The following is a 14,296-nucleotide window of genomic DNA, read 5'->3' as shown; positions in this document are numbered from 1 at the left end:
AGGAGCTCCCGCATGACCGAGGGCAACAAGCAGCTTCCCGCCGTGATCGGTGCGGACGAACACAGCCGCATTACTCAGGCGATCCTGGATTTCGTCAGCCAGATCCCGAACAGCAAAGTGGACACCAGCAGTGACCCGGAGGCCGAGGCTCGCAAGCTGGCCAACCGTGCAGCACAACGCGCCGCACTCACCGCCGGCTCGCTGGCGCTACCGCCGGGGCCGCTGGGCTGGCTCACCGTGCTGCCCGAACTGATCGCCATCTGGAAGATCCAGGCACAGATGGTCAGCGACATTGCCGCCGCTTACGGCAAACATGCCGCACTCGGCCGCGAGCAGATGCTGTGGTGTCTGTTCCGCCACACCGCGGCACAGGCGTTTCGCGATCTGGTGGTGCGCATGGGCGACCGCCTGCTGTTCCGGCGCATGTCGTACGCCGTCGCCGAACGTGTCGCCAAACGCATCGGCGTGAAAGTTACCCAGCGTACCGTCGGCAAGGGCCTGTCGCGCTGGCTGCCGGTGGTTGGCGCGCTCGGTGTCGGCGCCTACGCCTACTACGACACCGGGCAGGTCGCGAGTACGGCCATTGCCATGTTCGGCGGTGACTTCGATACCGAAGCTGGCGATGCACCAGAGGCAACCCTGCCGAAGGAGCGTCCCAAACGCGGCGTGGTACACACCGTCGGCCGTGTCGCGCGCAAAGTAGTCAAGCGCGAGCATTCACCCGAATAGCCGCACTTCGCGTGCGCCTGCGGGATGACGCCCCTGGCGCTTTGCGGCAAGCTGCGCGCTGATCCGATGCACGCAGGAGCCGCGCATGAACGCACACCAGGAACGTCCGGTCGCCCTGATTACCGGCGCCGGCAAACGGGTGGGCGCGGAAATCGCACGCACGCTGCACGCCGCTGGCTATGACCTCGCCCTGCACTGCCGACGCTCGGTCAACGAAGCCACCACGCTGGCCGCCGAACTGGAGCAGCGGCGCGCGAACAGCACCCTGGTATTGCAGGCGGAGCTCGCCGATCTCGAAGCCCTGCCGGCGCTGATCGATACCACCGTGGCGCAGTTCGGCCGCCTCGATGCGCTCGTCAACAATGCGTCCGCGTTCTACCCAACGCCGATCGGCACGGCGACGCCCGCTCAATGGAACGAGCTGTTCGCCTCCAATGCGCAGGCGCCCTTCTTTCTGGCGCAGGCGGCAGTGCCTGCCTTGCGCGAATCGCACGGCGCCATCGTCAACCTTGTCGATATTTACGCGGAACGGCCGCTCGCCAAACACCCGGTCTATTGCATGGCGAAGGCGGCGCTGGCTGCCATGACGCGATCACTCGCGCTCGATCTTGGCCCCGAGATCCGCGTCAACGGCATCGCGCCCGGTGCGGTGATGTGGCCCAGCGACGGCAAGCCCTACGACGATCAGCAAGCCATGCTCGCGCGCACGCCGCTGCAACGCGCGGGCTCACCGCACGATGTCGCCGGTGCCGTGTTGTGGCTGCTACGCGATGCGACCTTTGTCACCGGACAGATCATCCGCATCGACGGCGGCCGCTCACTCGCCGTATAAAAAAGGGCGGCATCACTGCCGCCCTTTTTCAGTCGAATCGACGCTCCGCTCAGCTCTTCGGCTGGAACGCACGCTCCAGCAGCGCCTGATCAAAACCGCCACCCACGGTGCCTTCCTCCGCGTACTGATACAGCGCAGCGGCATAGATGCCTTGCAGCGAAGCCTGGATCAGCGCCAGCAGGGTAAAGCCGATCACCACGATCGCAATGATGGCGATCAGCGCGGCGGCAGACTGCATGCTCGCCGCCACCACGATAAGGCCCACGGCCAACAGCGCAGCGACGAAAGTGACGATGCCGAACACCACGCCGAGGCCGGCGTTGCCGATCAGGTTCTCGCCCCAGGTCTGCTTGAGCAGTTCCACGCTGCGCTTCACTGCATCCATCGGACCGATGTCCTGGCTGGCCAGCACTGGCACCACCAGAAAGGTAGCCACCGTCCAGGCCAGACCGAGGAAGCCGGCAACCAGGCGACCGATCAGGCCGAGACGCTCCTGCAGCGCGCGCAACACCAGTCCCACCGTGGCGGCGATCAGCGCATAGCCGAAGATGCTGACCACGCGCGACTTCGCCACTGCGAAACCGGCCTCGAGACTGGTGGCTTCGCCACGCAGCCGCTGCAGCGCGGCACCGGCCAGCGCGGTGTTGAAGAAAATGATCACGAAATACTGCACCAGATAGAACACGAACAACGCTGCATAGGCGCCCACGGAAAGCCCGTGCTCGCCGACACCGGCGCGCTCCGCGCCGACCATCGCCATGCCGATCGGGATCAAGAAACTAGCCGCCACCAGCAGGCAGCAGATGCCCGACAGCAATGGGAACATCATCAGCGACTTGTCGGAACGCAGCACCGCGGCGCTCGACTTCATCAGACTCCAGCTACGTGCAAATTTCCCCGCCATGCCCCCTACCTCATTCCATGGTGATTGAGGTGCGTGTTCTAGCACCCGCGCGTGACGGGCGATAGTGTGTCGTTCAAAGCAGGGCGTTCAGAGCGGCTCGGGCGTCAGCGGCTCGCGGTCCGCCGGAAATGCGGCCCATAGCGCTGCCATGCGTTCGCCGCTCACCGGATGGCGCAACTCCGGAGCGATGTCGGCGATGGGGCGCAGCACGAAGGCGTGCTTCAGCTCCTTGCGCGGGATCTCCAGGTGTCCCGCGCCCTGCAGTACCAGGTCGTCGTACAGCACGATATCCACGTCCAGTGTGCGATCCGCATAGCGCGGCACATCGCGGCGGCGGCCATGGCGGTCTTCCAATGCATGCAGCCAGTCGTTCAAGGCTTCCGGCGAGAGGTCGGTATCCAGCCCCACGGCGAGGTTGACGAAATCCGGCCCGTCGAACCCCACTGATTTGCTGCGATACGCCGGCGACACCGCAATCGCGCCGAAGCGAGCGCGCAATTCATCCAGCGCCGCGCGCAGGTAGCGTTGCGGCTCGATATTGGAGCCGAGACTCAGGTAAGCACGCGCCATCAGTCAGGCCGCTGGCCGCGTTCGATGCGCACGCCCACGGCCTTGGAACCGCGCACCGCTCCGGGCTTGGAGAGTTTCAGGCGCACCCAGCTCACGCCAAACTCCTCGCGGATGATCGCGACGCAACGCTCGGCCAGGGTCTCCACCAGGCCGAAACTGGAGGCGCCGACGTAATCGATCAGGCGCTTGGACACGTCCTTGTAGTTGAGCGTGTCGGCGATGTCGTCCGTCGCGGCGGGACGGGTGTTGTCGAACGCCATCTCGATATCGAACGACAAGGTCTGGCGCACGCGCCGCTCCCAGTCGTAGATGCCGATGACGGTGTCGATGCGCAGATCTTCGATGAAAACGATATCCATGCGGTTAGGGTCGGCAAGAAGCCGTGCCGATGCAAGCGTCGTTACACCGCGGCCGGCAGACTTTCGAGATCCCAGCGCGGGAATACCTGCACCGTTTCGTCCTGATGCTGGCCATGGGCAAGGCGGATGGCGCCGGCCAGCGCGATCATCGCGCCGTTATCCGTGCAGAACGCCAGACGCGGGAAATACACGCGGAAACCTTCCTTCGCCCCAGCCTCCGCCAGTTCCTCGCGCAGGCGCTTGTTGGCGCCTACGCCGCCGGCGATCACCAGCCGCTTGGCGCCGGAGGCTTGCAGCGCGCGACGGCACTTGATCGCCAGGGTGTCGACGATGGCCTCCTCGAAACCGCGCGCGATGTCCGCGCGGGTCTGCTCGCTTCGGTCCGATTGCTGCCAGGCCAGCAGGACCTGGGTCTTCAGGCCCGAAAAGCTGAAATCCAGCCCCGGCCTGTCCGTCATGGGCCGGGAGAAACGGAATGCGCCCTGCCTGCCCTGTTGCGCCAGTGCGGCCAGCGCCGGGCCACCCGGATACGGCAAGCCCATCATCTTGGCGGTCTTGTCGAAGGCTTCGCCCGCGGCGTCGTCCAGGGTGTCGCCAAGGATGCGGTACTGCCCGATGCCCTTCACCTCGACCAGCATGGAATGGCCGCCGGACACCAGCAGGGCCACGAATGGCGGCTCTGGCGGGTCGTCTTCCAGCAGCGGCGCCAGCAGATGACCTTCCATGTGATGCACGCCGATGGCCGGCACGCCCAGCGCCCAGGCCATGGCCCGTGCCGCCGCCGCCCCCACCAGCAAGGCGCCGACCAGGCCCGGGCCGGCCGTGTAAGCTACGCCGCCCAGGTCCTGCGGGGTCAGGCCGGCCTCGGCCAGGGCCTCACGGATCAGCGGGAGCAGTTTGCGTACGTGGTCGCGGCTGGCCAGCTCCGGCACCACACCGCCATAGTCGGCGTGCAGCTTGATCTGGCTGTAAAGCGCGTGGGAAAGCAGCCCGCTGCCCGGCGCAGCCGGCTCCCAGCGCAGCAGGGCCACGCCGGTTTCGTCGCAGGAGGTCTCGATGCCCAGGATGGGCTTTGAAAATTGCTTCGTGTCCACGCTATACTTCGCGGCTCGCCCGATCAGACGGGCCAGTTTACCATTCGGAGTTTCCATGCCCAGCGTAAAAGTTCGCGAGAACGAGCCGTTCGAGCTTGCCCTGCGTCGGTTCAAGCGCACCTGCGAAAAGGCCGGCGTTCTGGCCGAGACCCGCAAGCGCGAGTTCTATGAAAAGCCGACCCAGGAGCGCAAGCGCAAGCGTGCCGCCGCGGTGAAGCGTCACCTGCGTCGTCTCTCGCGCGACACTTCGCGTCGCACCCGCCTGTACTGAGCCTTTCGTCCGCCCGGCGGACGATCCGGAGTGCAGGCGCCACCGGCGCCTAGCCCCAAGGTACCAGACACGGCCCGGCAGCTGGCGCGTTTATCCGCCGCCGCTGCCTTCCGCTTCAACATAGGCCGGCGTTGCCCAGTGCAACGCCGGCTTTATGCGTTTCCTTCACGCTACCACCCCGCCACCACCCCGGAGAGTGATATGTCCCTCAAGCAGCAGCTCACCGAAGACATGAAGACCGCCATGCGCGGCGGCGACAAGCAGCGCCTGGCGGTGATCCGCCTGATGCTGGCCGCGGTCAAGCAGCGCGAAGTGGACGAGCGCATCGAGCTGGATGACGCCCAGACCCTGGCCGTGCTGGAAAAGATGCTCAAACAGCGCCGCGACTCCATCAGCCAGTACGACGCCGCCAACCGCACCGACCTGGCCGACGTTGAGCGCGCCGAAATGGCGGTGATCGAGACCTATCTGCCGGCCAAGCTCAGCGACGAGGAAGTCGACGCGCTGATCACTGCCGCCATCGCCGATACCGGCGCCAGCAGCGCCCGCGACATGGGCAAAGTGGTCGCCGCCGTGAAGGAGAAGGCCGCCGGCCGCGCCGACATGGCCGCCGTCTCCGGACGTATCAAAGCGCGCCTGGCGGGCTAACGCTTCAGGCCGCCGCGCGCAGCCAGAACAACAGCGCCAGCAGCACCAGCACGGCGACGCCGACCATCCAGGTATGGCGGCGCCGCTGCAGGCGCAAGCGCTCCCAGTTCGCCAGATCCAGGTAATAGTGCCCCTCGCCGGGGCAGCGCAGCACCGCATGCCCCACCAGCTGATGCCAGGCAATGCCCGGCTTCAAGCCCAGCGCTTCTGTCGTGCGCGCGCTATCGGCCGCGGTCGCGCCGGCCTGCATGAAGTGCTGCACGATGTCGCGCTGTGCGCGCAGCAACACCCACGTCAGCAACATCGTCATCTCCTCGAATGGATCGTGAAGGCTGCAGCGCAGCATGACGCTGCGCAAGCGTTATCGACGCACCCTCTTCACACCCCGCCCGCTACACCGTGAGCGTGCGCCATTCGGCGGCGCGACAGCGTGACGGAGGCAAGCATGCTCAAGTGGGCCATCATCCTCGCCATTATCTCGCTGGTTACCGGTTGGCTGGGCTTTTCACAGGTCTCCGGCGTCACCGGCACCATCGCCAAGATCCTGTTCGCGATCTTCCTGATCCTGTTCATCATCGCCGTGCTGGCCGCGATCGGGCTGTTCCATCTCGTGTAGATGGCCGCTCAGCCCGGCCGCCACTCCATGCGCCGGTGGCCGGGCACACTGCCTTGCGCGTTTGCCAGCGCGGATGACCGCTCACCCGTCATCGTGAAGCCGCAGCGTGCATAAAGCGCCTCGGCGCGCGGATTGCTGACAGCCACATCCAGCACCATGCGCTGCCGCCCATCCGTGAGCGCGGCGGCCACCAGATAGTCGATCAGCGCGCGCCCGATGCCCCGCCCGCGCAACGCTGGCGCCACACCGAGATGCGCCAGGTAATGCATATCGCCCGAAGGGGGCGGAATGACCGCTTCCACCCGCAAACCACGCGCGATCACGCCAGGCGCATGCCGCAGTCCGTAATATCCAAGGATCTGGCGCGCCGCCGCCAGCGTGAATGGCCAGTGCGTCTCGGCACCAAAACCCGCCCCCACCGCCACGACCTGGCCATCGAGCTCACCCACACAGTGATTGCGCCAGCCGAATTCACCCGCGCCGTCGACAAAGGCGTGCCGCAGGAAGTCTTGAGCATCGCCGCGTCCTGGCACCGCAAATACATAATCGAACGCGGCGGGGCCGGAGCTGTAAATCAGCGGCACCGCCAGAGCAACATCAGTGGCACTGGCCGGTCGAAAGCGGATCTGCGCACTGGCTGGCATGAACACCCCTCCCCGAGATGCCACGCAGCATAAGCCGAGTCCCCCGCAGCATGGGTCGCCCCCGGTAGACTAAGCGTCTTATGCGCGGCCGTATCCCCGACAGCTTCATCGACGACCTGCTTGCCCGCGTCGACATCGTCGACGTGATCGAGCGGCGCGTGCCGCTGAAAAAGGCCGGACGCGAATGGACCGCCTGCTGCCCGTTCCACAACGAGCGCACGCCATCGTTCTACGTCAGCCCCACCAAGCAGTTCTTCCATTGTTTTGGCTGCGGCGCGCACGGCAGCGCCATCAAATTCCTGATGGACTACGACCGCCTGGAATTTCCCGATGCGGTAGAAGAACTGGCGCAGTCGGTCGGCCTGAAAGTCCCCTTCGAAGGCGGCCGCGACAACGCCCCGCGCGAAGACAAGACCGATCTCTACAGCCTGCTCGACGCCGCCGCACGCTGGTACGAAGGCGAACTGCCGCGCAGCGCCGAAGCACAGGCGTACTGCACCAAGCGCGGCCTCGACGCCGACACCATCGCGCGCTTTCGCATCGGCTGGGCACCGGCTGGCTACGACGGCGTGATGAAAGCGCTGGGCGCGCATGAGCCGCGCCGCATGCAGCTGCTCAACGAAGCCGGCATGGTCGCCAGCAACGAACGCGGCAGCAAATACGACCGCTTCCGCGAACGGCTGATGTTTCCGATCCTTGATCGCCGCGGCCGCGTGATCGCTTTCGGCGGCCGTGTGCTGCAATCGGAACAAGGCCCGAAATACCTCAACTCACCCGAAACGCCGCTCTTCCACAAAGGCCGCGAACTGTTCGCGCTGTGGCAGGTGAAACAGGCCAACGCCAGCCTCGCCCGCATCGTGGTGGTCGAGGGCTACATGGACGTGATCGCCATGCACCAGGCCGGCCTGCCCATTGCGGTAGCGACCCTGGGCACGGCCACCACACCCGAACACACTGAAGTGCTGTTCCGCGCCGCACCCGACGTGGTGTTCTGTTTCGACGGCGACCGCGCCGGCCGCGCTGCTGCGTGGAAAGCACTGGAATCCGCGCTGCCGCGCTTGCGCGACGGACGTCAGGCCTACTTCCTGTTCCTACCCGACGGCGAAGATCCGGACACCTTGATCCGCAAGGAAGGCAAGGCCGGCTTCGAGCAACGCCTGAAGAACGCCACGCCGCTGTCCGAATATTTCTTTGGTGAGCTGTCGCACGACGTGGACACCGGCAGCCTCGACGGCCGCGCGCGCCTCGCCGAACGCGCGCGACCGCTGATCGCCCGCCTGCCCGACGGCGCCTTCCGCGACCTGATGGCACAAGAGCTGGAGAAACGCACCGGCGCCCGCGCCGTGCTGGAACCCGACACCGCCGCGCGCCGCCCCGTGCAACGTCCGGTCGCCGTGCAGCGCAGCCTGGTGCGCAGCGCCATCGCCCTGCTGCTGGCGCAACCTGGCATGGCCGATCAGGTCGAACGTCCGTACCGCTTCCTGCGCCTCGACAAACCCGGCGTGGACCTGCTCGCCGACTTGATCGACCACGCCCGCTCGCGACCCGGCATCAATCCCGCGATGCTGGTGGAACACTACGCCGAGCGCCCGGAATATCCCGCACTGCAAAAACTGATGGCCGCCACCGTCGTCGGCGAGCCGGAAATCCAGCGTGTCGAATTCTTCGACGCACTGCAGCGCATGGAACAGCAGGTGATCGAGCAGCGCCGCACGTTGCTCACCACCAAGAGCCGCGAAGGTACGCTCGACAGCGCCGAGAAAGCCGAGCTACGCGAATTACTGGCCGCACGGGTACAGCGTCCGGTCGCTTCGGACTGAAGCCCGCATGCGGTTATCCTTGACCGTTCCGCCCCCAAAGAGCTGGTGCACATGGAGTCACCAGCCTGTGGGATCATCGCCCACTCGTTACCCCGTGGGCCGGACACGACAGGCAAGGATGTAGATGGACCTGCTTGAACGATTGATCACGCTGTTTGCCGAGAACGGCTACGCCGCCGTCTTCATCGCACTGATGCTGTGCGGTGCCGGCGCGCCGCTGCCGGAGGACATCACCCTGGTCGCCGGTGGCGTGATCACCGGCCTGGGCTACGGCAACGTGCACGTGATGTTCGCGGTGTCGATGGTGGGCGTGCTGCTGGGCGACGCCGGCATGTTCCTGCTGGGCCATCACTACGGCGCGCGCATCCTGCAATGGCGCGTGGTCGCGCGCGTGCTCACGCCCGAGCGCTACGCCAAGGTGCAGGAGAAGTTCGAACGCTACGGCAATCGCCTGATGTTCATCGCCCGCTTCCTGCCCGGCATGCGCACCGCGGTCTACATCACCGCCGGCACCACGCATCGCGTGTCGTTCCTGCGCTTCTTCCTGCTCGACGGCCTGGCCGCGCTGATCAGCGTGCCGATCTGGGTCTACCTGGGTTACTTCGGCGCCAACAACCACGAATGGCTGGTGATGTGGATCCGCCGCGGCCAAAGCAGCCTGTGGGTACTCGGCGGCATCTTGCTGCTGGTGGCGCTGGTGCTGTGGTGGCGACACAGGCGGCGCGTCGCCAGCGAATCCAAGTAACAGCGCATCGCCAGCCACTCTCTCATGTCATCGCGCATTGCCAACCAGCACGAGTACGAGGATGAAGACTTCCACGAACTCGACCTGCAAGGCGCGACGCTCGAGTCGTGTAAATTTCACGGCTGCCGTTTCACCCGCTGCAACTTCAGCGAAGGCGTCATGCAACGCTGCCGTTTCAACGATTGCGAATTCATCGACTGCAATCTCAGTCTGGCCAGACTGACCGGCAGCGGCTTCACCAACGTGGCGTTCACCGGCTGCAAGATGGTCGGCATCGACTGGACCGCGGCCTATTGGTCGGCCGTGCGCATTCCCGGCGCATTGGCATTCGATCGCTGCGTGCTCAACGACTGCAGCTTCTTCGGCCTCGACCTGCGCGAACTGAAGCTCATCGACAGCCGGGCCTTCGATACCGACTTCACCGATGCCAACTGCGAGGACGCCGACTTCCGGCGCACGGACTTCCGCGACGCCCTGTTCCGCAAGACCCGCCTCGCCCGCGCCAATTTTTCCGAAGCACAGCATTACCGCATTGATATCTTCAACAACGACATCAAGGGAGCGAAATTTTCGCTGCCCGAAGCAATGGCACTGCTCGATAGTCTGGACATCGAAATCGACGATTAATCGATGGCCATCCAGGCAGCAAAAAATCTGCCACTCGCCATAGCGCGAAGAAGTAAATCGCGAATAGCGACCCGCATCACATATTCCACGCAGTCACACCTATCTTGACGCGGAATAGATACATGCCAAGCAGCGCGGGCGTATAAAACCAAACGTTTGGTCGCACGCATTTGAGCACTCCCGAAGTCTCAAGAGGAATCGCAGCCATGCTGTTCCGGCTGATTCGCGCATGCTTGTGCAGAACCAGGACCGCTATACGCGCACATCGACGCTGGCGACCGCGCCGGCTTACTTTCGCCATGTCCTGGTACGCCCTGCATGCCTTGCAGAGCATGGCCACGCATGTCGTCATGGCCCGGCAACATCATCGCCAGATCCTTTTTTCCAGAAAACGATTGATCAGTGACATTCTCTTGATGGAATCACGGATCAAACCCGCCCTCAGTCATCGCGGCCCATTCGGCCGACTACGATGAAGGATCGACCGGTCCCGCATTAATCCTCACTCATAAGGGGATTATCGCGCGGCACCTCCATCCAATAGCCCTGGACAGCAGGACGCATAGCCCTGCGGCGTTCATTTCCGCGCGCTGTTTATTCACACCGGAGAGCGTGTGATGCCCACCCTTTGCCGTCCCGCTGTCGCCGTCCCCGAACACATCATCAGCCTGAAAGAGACGCTGGATCTCGCACGCGCCCTGCATACGCGGCACGAACAACTGCCGCTGGTACTTCGACTGATCAAGAACACCCAGGTGGCGCAGCGCCACATCGTGCAACCCATCGACATCACACTGCGGCACCCCGGTTTCGAAGCGCGCAATCTGGTCTATGTGCGCGAGGCGAGAGCACGCGTACCCGCCGTAGTCGAACAAGCGCTGATCCATGCCGAGCTGACCGCCGATCGCATCGACGCCATCATCTATGTGTCGTGCACCGGCTTCACCATGCCCTCGCCCATCGCATGGATGATCAATGCGCTGGGCTTTCGCAGCGACACCCGCCAGCTGCCTATCGCTCAGCTGGGTTGCGCCGCTGGTGGCGCGGCGATCAATCGCGCCCACGATTTCTGTCTGGCGTATCCCGGTGCGAATGTACTGATCGTCGCCTGCGAGTTCTGCTCGCTGTGCTATCAGCCCACCGACCTGTCCGTCGGCAACCTTCTTTCCAACGGCCTCTTCGGCGATGCCGTCGCGGCCGCCGTGGTACGCGGCCAAGGCGGTAGCGGCCTGCGCCTGATCGGCAACGGCTCGCGGCTGGTGCTCGGCACCGAGGACTGGATTTCCTATGCCGTCAAAGCCACCGGGTTTCATTTCTGCCTGGATCGCCGCGTACCGGGAACCATGGAGCAATTGGCACCCGAGCTGCGCGCGGTCGCCGGCGAATTCGGCTGGGATGCCGCCGATCTCGACTTCTACATCATCCATGCGGGCGGCCCGCGCATTCTCGATGACCTCTCGCATTTCCTCGGCGTCGATCCGGCGATGTTCCGCTACAGCCGGGCCACTCTGACCGAGTACGGCAACATCGCATCCGCGGTCGTACTCGATGCGCTGCGACGCCTGTTTGAAGCCGGAGCCGTGCACGACGGCGCGCAAGGCATCGTCGCCGGCTTCGGCCCCGGCATCACCGCCGAGATAGCGCTCGGCACCTGGGCCACACACCCTGCACCTTCCATCACCGATGCATTGAACCTTGCCATGAAGGAGGCGATGACATGAACGCGAAACATCCTCAACCCAACAGCAAACAGTTCACGCTCGGCGGCGACCTCACGGTCAACCGTCTTGGCTACGGCGCCATGCACCTCACCGGCTACGGCATGTGGGGCCCACCCGATGACAAGAAGGGCGCCATCGCCTTGCTGCGTCATGCCGTGCACGATCTCGGCATCAACTTCATCGACACCGCCGACTCCTACGGCCCCGGCGACAACGAGGACATCATCCGCGAAGCGCTGTACCCCTACCCGGCCGACCTGGTGATTTCCACCAAGGGCGGCATGCTGCGCTCAGGCAAGCTCGACTGGATCCACGGCGCACCTGGTGCGCCTTACATCATGCCGCTGGGCCGGCCGGAATATCTGCGCCAGCAAGTGGAAATGAGCCTGCGTCGCCTCGGTGTAGAACGCATCAGCCTCTATCAGCTGCACAGCATCGATCCGACCGTACCGCTAGCCGACACACTCGGCGAACTGGTGCGCCTGCAAAAACAGGGAAAGATTCATCACCTCGGCCTGTCCAACCAGCCCGGCGTGAGCATCGATCAGTTGATGCAGGCGCGGCAGTACGCCGACATCGTGGCGATCGAGAATCTCTACAACATCGCCGACCGCGCCGACGACGATGTGATGCGCTACGCGGAAGAACATCGCATCGCTTTCATTCCATGGTTCCCGCTCGGGCATGGCGGCCTGGTCGGCCCAGACAGTCCGCTGGCGCCGATCGCCCATCGCTACGGTCTCACCGCTTCGCAGCTCGCACTCGCATGGCTGCTGCACCACTCGCCCGCGACGCTGCTGATTCCAGGCACCACCTCCATCAAGCACCTGGACGAGAACGCGGTCGCCGCCAACGTCGAACTCGACTCGGCCGACATGCGCGCCATTGTGGAAGCGGTAGATCGCGAGCACCTGCCAACCTGGCGTCCCGATCGTGCCGCGCAAGTACCCGCCTCTGCCGCAACCGGGACACAAGACCATGCTCGCCTCGCTTCCTGATCGCTCGTCGCCCATCCCACACAAGCCGCCCACACCGGATGCCAGGCCATTGATGGCGCTTGTGACCGGGATGTGGGCATCGAAAACGCTCGCGGTGGCACACGAGCTGGACTTGTTCACGCACCTTTCCGGAACCACCGGCATCACCATCGAGGCGTGCGCGGCGCACTATGGCATCGCGCACCGCCCTGCCGAGATGTTGTTGACCGCGTGCGCCGCGTTGCAATTGCTCGAGCGACGCGGCGAGCACTACGGCAATACCCCGCTGGCCGAAACCTATCTGGTCCGCGGACGGCCACTCTACTTTGGCGGATGGATCGCCATGGCCGATCGTCGGGAGTATCCCGCCTGGCTGCGCCTGAAAGACGCCCTGCACAGCAACCGCCCGCTCACCTGGAATCCCGATCGCCAGGCTTCGCTGTTCGACGGCGAAGATCCTTCGCTCGTCGCTACCTTCTGGGAGGCGATGTACGCACTGTCCATCACCACCGCCGACCTGTTCGCCGATGCTGTCGATCTTTCCGGCGTGGCCCGTTTGCTCGACGTCGGCGGTGGCGGCGGCGCCAACGATATCGCGCTGTGTCGACGTCACCCGCACTTGCAGGCCACCGTGTTCGACCTGCCGTTCGTCTGTGCGCTGACCCGGCCCAAGATCGAGCAGGCCGGGTTGAGCGACCGCATCCATCTCGCGGAAGGCGACTTCTTTGCCGACGCCGAACTGCCGGGCGGACACGACGCCATCCTCCTGTCGAAGATCCTGCTCGACTGGAAAGAGAACGATTGTCTCGCGATCATCCATAAGTGCTTCGCCGCATTGCCGCCAGGCGGGAAAATCGTCATCACCGACCTGTTCGTCGATGACAGCAAGGACGGCCCCGTCGACGCCGCACTGATGAGCCTCAACATGCTCATCGAAACCTGGGGCCGCAACTACACCGCCGCGGAATACCGCCACTGGCTCGTCACCGCCGGATTCACCGGCGTGCAAACCGTCCGATTCGAAGCTCCCGCCGCCAACGGTGCCGTCATCGGCCACAAGCGATGAAGCGCCATCCTTCCGCATGTCCCTGACATCGGAGCGCCACCAGGCGTCGCCCATCGAGCTGTCCGTTCTGAGTGTCCGCCATCGATCAACTCTCAAAGGAATCGCCAGCATGTCGACCCATCACCCCAATGTTGAAAGTCTGCGCGCCATCTATGCCGACCTGCGCTGTATCGATCGCTACGTCGCCGACGATGTCGTTCTGCATACCGCCGATCGCGGTGCCTCTGGCGGCCCCGCGCAAGTCATCGGCAAGGCAGCGGTCAAAGCCAAGGAACTCGACCTGATCCGCCTGAGCGGCGACACGCTGTACATGGAAGTCCACGACATCATCGCCAACGACTACTTCGGCGCCGTACTGGGCATCCTGCGCACGCACCGCGACGGCAACAGCATCGGCATGCCGTTCTGCGGTCTGTGGCGCTTCCGCGACGGGCGCATCGTGGAGCACTGGGAGAACGCCTACGACGCCGGCGCGCTCGGCGGTTTTCTAATGGGCCAGGTCAACGACGGCGCCTGGATAACACTTGCCGCGCCAGGCATGGATCCCTCGCTCGCTCGCGGCACACCCGGTACGCGACCCACGCAGCATCCCGGCGCCCACTAAGCAACGCGCCACGCCGCTGTACCACCGGCGCCCGGCACGCAAGTACCACCGGACGACGCCAGCGCACAG

Annotated in this window: 18 protein-coding genes; 12 read left to right on the top strand and 6 right to left on the bottom strand. The window is 64.7% G+C overall.

Annotated features, from left to right (window positions below; translation table 11 throughout):
- The first annotated feature begins 12 nt into the window (after positions 1–12).
- The gene (locus tag ISS97_RS01385; protein WP_379987487.1) at positions 13–729 is read left to right on the top strand and encodes a hypothetical protein; all 717 of its coding nucleotides are present in this window, start codon (positions 13–15) and stop codon (positions 727–729) included.
- Positions 730–814: 85 nt separating this feature from the next.
- Positions 815–1,561, top strand: coding sequence for a pteridine reductase (locus ISS97_RS01380; RefSeq protein WP_379987486.1), 747 nt, complete (start codon positions 815–817; stop codon positions 1,559–1,561).
- Positions 1,562–1,610: 49 nt separating this feature from the next.
- Here ISS97_RS01380 and ISS97_RS01375 read toward each other — a convergent pair whose 3' ends face one another.
- From ISS97_RS01375 to tsaD, 4 genes are all read right to left on the bottom strand, one after another.
- Complete coding sequence (locus ISS97_RS01375) at positions 1,611–2,432, bottom strand: DUF6159 family protein (protein WP_379987485.1); 822 nt, start codon at positions 2,430–2,432, stop codon at positions 1,611–1,613.
- Positions 2,433–2,552: 120 nt separating this feature from the next.
- Entirely contained in the window at positions 2,553–3,035 is a 483-nt protein-coding gene (folK, locus tag ISS97_RS01370) for a 2-amino-4-hydroxy-6-hydroxymethyldihydropteridine diphosphokinase (RefSeq protein WP_379987484.1), read from the bottom strand.
- Positions 3,035–3,394, bottom strand: a complete 360-nt coding sequence (gene folB, locus ISS97_RS01365; protein WP_379987483.1) for a dihydroneopterin aldolase — start codon at positions 3,392–3,394, stop codon at positions 3,035–3,037. The genes folK and folB overlap by 1 nt, the downstream gene beginning before the upstream one ends.
- Positions 3,395–3,435: 41 nt before the next feature.
- Positions 3,436–4,488 (bottom strand): tRNA (adenosine(37)-N6)-threonylcarbamoyltransferase complex transferase subunit TsaD, encoded by a 1,053-nt coding sequence (tsaD, locus tag ISS97_RS01360; RefSeq protein WP_379987482.1) that lies wholly within the window; start codon positions 4,486–4,488, stop codon positions 3,436–3,438.
- Between the two features lie 55 nt (positions 4,489–4,543).
- Between tsaD and rpsU the strand changes: the two genes are divergently transcribed.
- Entirely contained in the window at positions 4,544–4,759 is a 216-nt protein-coding gene (gene rpsU / locus ISS97_RS01355; protein WP_014404075.1) for a 30S ribosomal protein S21, read from the top strand.
- A gap of 201 nt (positions 4,760–4,960) precedes the next feature.
- A complete protein-coding gene (locus ISS97_RS01350) occupies positions 4,961–5,407 on the top strand; it encodes a GatB/YqeY domain-containing protein (RefSeq protein ID WP_379987481.1) in 447 nt (148 codons plus the stop codon).
- A gap of 4 nt (positions 5,408–5,411) precedes the next feature.
- Here ISS97_RS01350 and ISS97_RS01345 read toward each other — a convergent pair whose 3' ends face one another.
- The gene (locus ISS97_RS01345; protein WP_379987480.1) at positions 5,412–5,711 is read right to left on the bottom strand and encodes a hypothetical protein; all 300 of its coding nucleotides are present in this window, start codon (positions 5,709–5,711) and stop codon (positions 5,412–5,414) included.
- 141 nt (positions 5,712–5,852) lie between these two features.
- On the opposite strand from ISS97_RS01345, the gene ISS97_RS01340 reads away from it, so the two are divergent.
- Entirely contained in the window at positions 5,853–6,023 is a 171-nt protein-coding gene (locus tag ISS97_RS01340; protein WP_379987479.1) for a DUF1328 domain-containing protein, read from the top strand.
- An 8-nt stretch (positions 6,024–6,031) separates the two neighbouring features.
- Here the strand turns inward: ISS97_RS01340 and ISS97_RS01335 are convergent, their stop codons facing one another.
- Positions 6,032–6,667: a GNAT family N-acetyltransferase gene (locus ISS97_RS01335; RefSeq protein WP_379987478.1), complete on the bottom strand. Its 636-nt coding sequence runs from the start codon at positions 6,665–6,667 to the stop codon at positions 6,032–6,034.
- A gap of 80 nt (positions 6,668–6,747) precedes the next feature.
- Here ISS97_RS01335 and dnaG point away from each other — a divergent pair, with 80 nt between their 5' ends.
- From dnaG to ISS97_RS01300, 7 genes are all read left to right on the top strand, one after another.
- Positions 6,748–8,487, top strand: coding sequence for a DNA primase (gene dnaG, locus ISS97_RS01330; RefSeq protein ID WP_379987477.1), 1,740 nt, complete (start codon positions 6,748–6,750; stop codon positions 8,485–8,487).
- A gap of 124 nt (positions 8,488–8,611) precedes the next feature.
- Positions 8,612–9,232, top strand: coding sequence for a DedA family protein (locus tag ISS97_RS01325; RefSeq protein ID WP_379987476.1), 621 nt, complete (start codon positions 8,612–8,614; stop codon positions 9,230–9,232).
- Between the two features lie 24 nt (positions 9,233–9,256).
- Complete coding sequence (locus tag ISS97_RS01320) at positions 9,257–9,859, top strand: pentapeptide repeat-containing protein (protein WP_379987475.1); 603 nt, start codon at positions 9,257–9,259, stop codon at positions 9,857–9,859.
- Between the two features lie 617 nt (positions 9,860–10,476).
- Positions 10,477–11,580, top strand: a complete 1,104-nt coding sequence (locus ISS97_RS01315; protein WP_379987474.1) for a type III polyketide synthase — start codon at positions 10,477–10,479, stop codon at positions 11,578–11,580.
- A complete protein-coding gene (locus tag ISS97_RS01310; protein WP_379987473.1) occupies positions 11,577–12,578 on the top strand; it encodes an aldo/keto reductase in 1,002 nt (333 codons plus the stop codon). Before ISS97_RS01315 ends, ISS97_RS01310 begins: the two co-directional genes overlap by 4 nt.
- Positions 12,559–13,623, top strand: coding sequence for a methyltransferase (locus tag ISS97_RS01305; protein ID WP_449757856.1), 1,065 nt, complete (start codon positions 12,559–12,561; stop codon positions 13,621–13,623). The genes ISS97_RS01310 and ISS97_RS01305 overlap by 20 nt, the downstream gene beginning before the upstream one ends.
- A 109-nt stretch (positions 13,624–13,732) precedes the next feature.
- Positions 13,733–14,227, top strand: a complete 495-nt coding sequence (locus ISS97_RS01300; RefSeq protein ID WP_379987472.1) for a nuclear transport factor 2 family protein — start codon at positions 13,733–13,735, stop codon at positions 14,225–14,227.
- The last annotated feature ends 69 nt before the right edge of the window (positions 14,228–14,296 follow it).

Source organism: Dyella koreensis (assembly GCF_044904565.1).
In the GTDB taxonomy this organism is placed as follows: Bacteria; Pseudomonadota; Gammaproteobacteria; order Xanthomonadales; family Rhodanobacteraceae; genus Dyella_D; species Dyella_D koreensis.
The sequence above is the reverse complement of the archived record's forward strand: the minus strand, read 5'-3'. Positions and strand labels throughout refer to the sequence as shown.

Bases quoted from the DNA above. Each gene is read 5' to 3' on its own strand.
- ISS97_RS01385 (WP_379987487.1), top strand. From the start codon at position 13: ATGACCGAGGGCAACAAGCAGCTTCCCGCCGTGATCGGTGCGGACGAA.
- ISS97_RS01380 (WP_379987486.1), top strand. From the start codon at position 815: ATGAACGCACACCAGGAACGTCCGGTCGCCCTGATTACCGGCGCCGGC.
- ISS97_RS01375 (WP_379987485.1), bottom strand. From the start codon at position 2,432: ATGAAGTCGAGCGCCGCGGTGCTGCGTTCCGACAAGTCGCTGATGATG.
- folK (WP_379987484.1), bottom strand. From the start codon at position 3,035: ATGGCGCGTGCTTACCTGAGTCTCGGCTCCAATATCGAGCCGCAACGC.
- folB (WP_379987483.1), bottom strand. From the start codon at position 3,394: ATGGATATCGTTTTCATCGAAGATCTGCGCATCGACACCGTCATCGGC.
- rpsU (WP_014404075.1), top strand. From the start codon at position 4,544: ATGCCCAGCGTAAAAGTTCGCGAGAACGAGCCGTTCGAGCTTGCCCTG.
- ISS97_RS01350 (WP_379987481.1), top strand. From the start codon at position 4,961: ATGTCCCTCAAGCAGCAGCTCACCGAAGACATGAAGACCGCCATGCGC.
- ISS97_RS01345 (WP_379987480.1), bottom strand. From the start codon at position 5,711: ATGTTGCTGACGTGGGTGTTGCTGCGCGCACAGCGCGACATCGTGCAG.
- ISS97_RS01340 (WP_379987479.1), top strand. From the start codon at position 5,853: ATGCTCAAGTGGGCCATCATCCTCGCCATTATCTCGCTGGTTACCGGT.
- ISS97_RS01335 (WP_379987478.1), bottom strand. From the start codon at position 6,667: ATGCCAGCCAGTGCGCAGATCCGCTTTCGACCGGCCAGTGCCACTGAT.
- dnaG (WP_379987477.1), top strand. From the start codon at position 6,748: ATGCGCGGCCGTATCCCCGACAGCTTCATCGACGACCTGCTTGCCCGC.
- ISS97_RS01325 (WP_379987476.1), top strand. From the start codon at position 8,612: ATGGACCTGCTTGAACGATTGATCACGCTGTTTGCCGAGAACGGCTAC.
- ISS97_RS01320 (WP_379987475.1), top strand. From the start codon at position 9,257: ATGTCATCGCGCATTGCCAACCAGCACGAGTACGAGGATGAAGACTTC.
- ISS97_RS01315 (WP_379987474.1), top strand. From the start codon at position 10,477: ATGCCCACCCTTTGCCGTCCCGCTGTCGCCGTCCCCGAACACATCATC.
- ISS97_RS01310 (WP_379987473.1), top strand. From the start codon at position 11,577: ATGAACGCGAAACATCCTCAACCCAACAGCAAACAGTTCACGCTCGGC.
- ISS97_RS01305 (WP_449757856.1), top strand. From the start codon at position 12,559: ATGCTCGCCTCGCTTCCTGATCGCTCGTCGCCCATCCCACACAAGCCG.
- ISS97_RS01300 (WP_379987472.1), top strand. From the start codon at position 13,733: ATGTCGACCCATCACCCCAATGTTGAAAGTCTGCGCGCCATCTATGCC.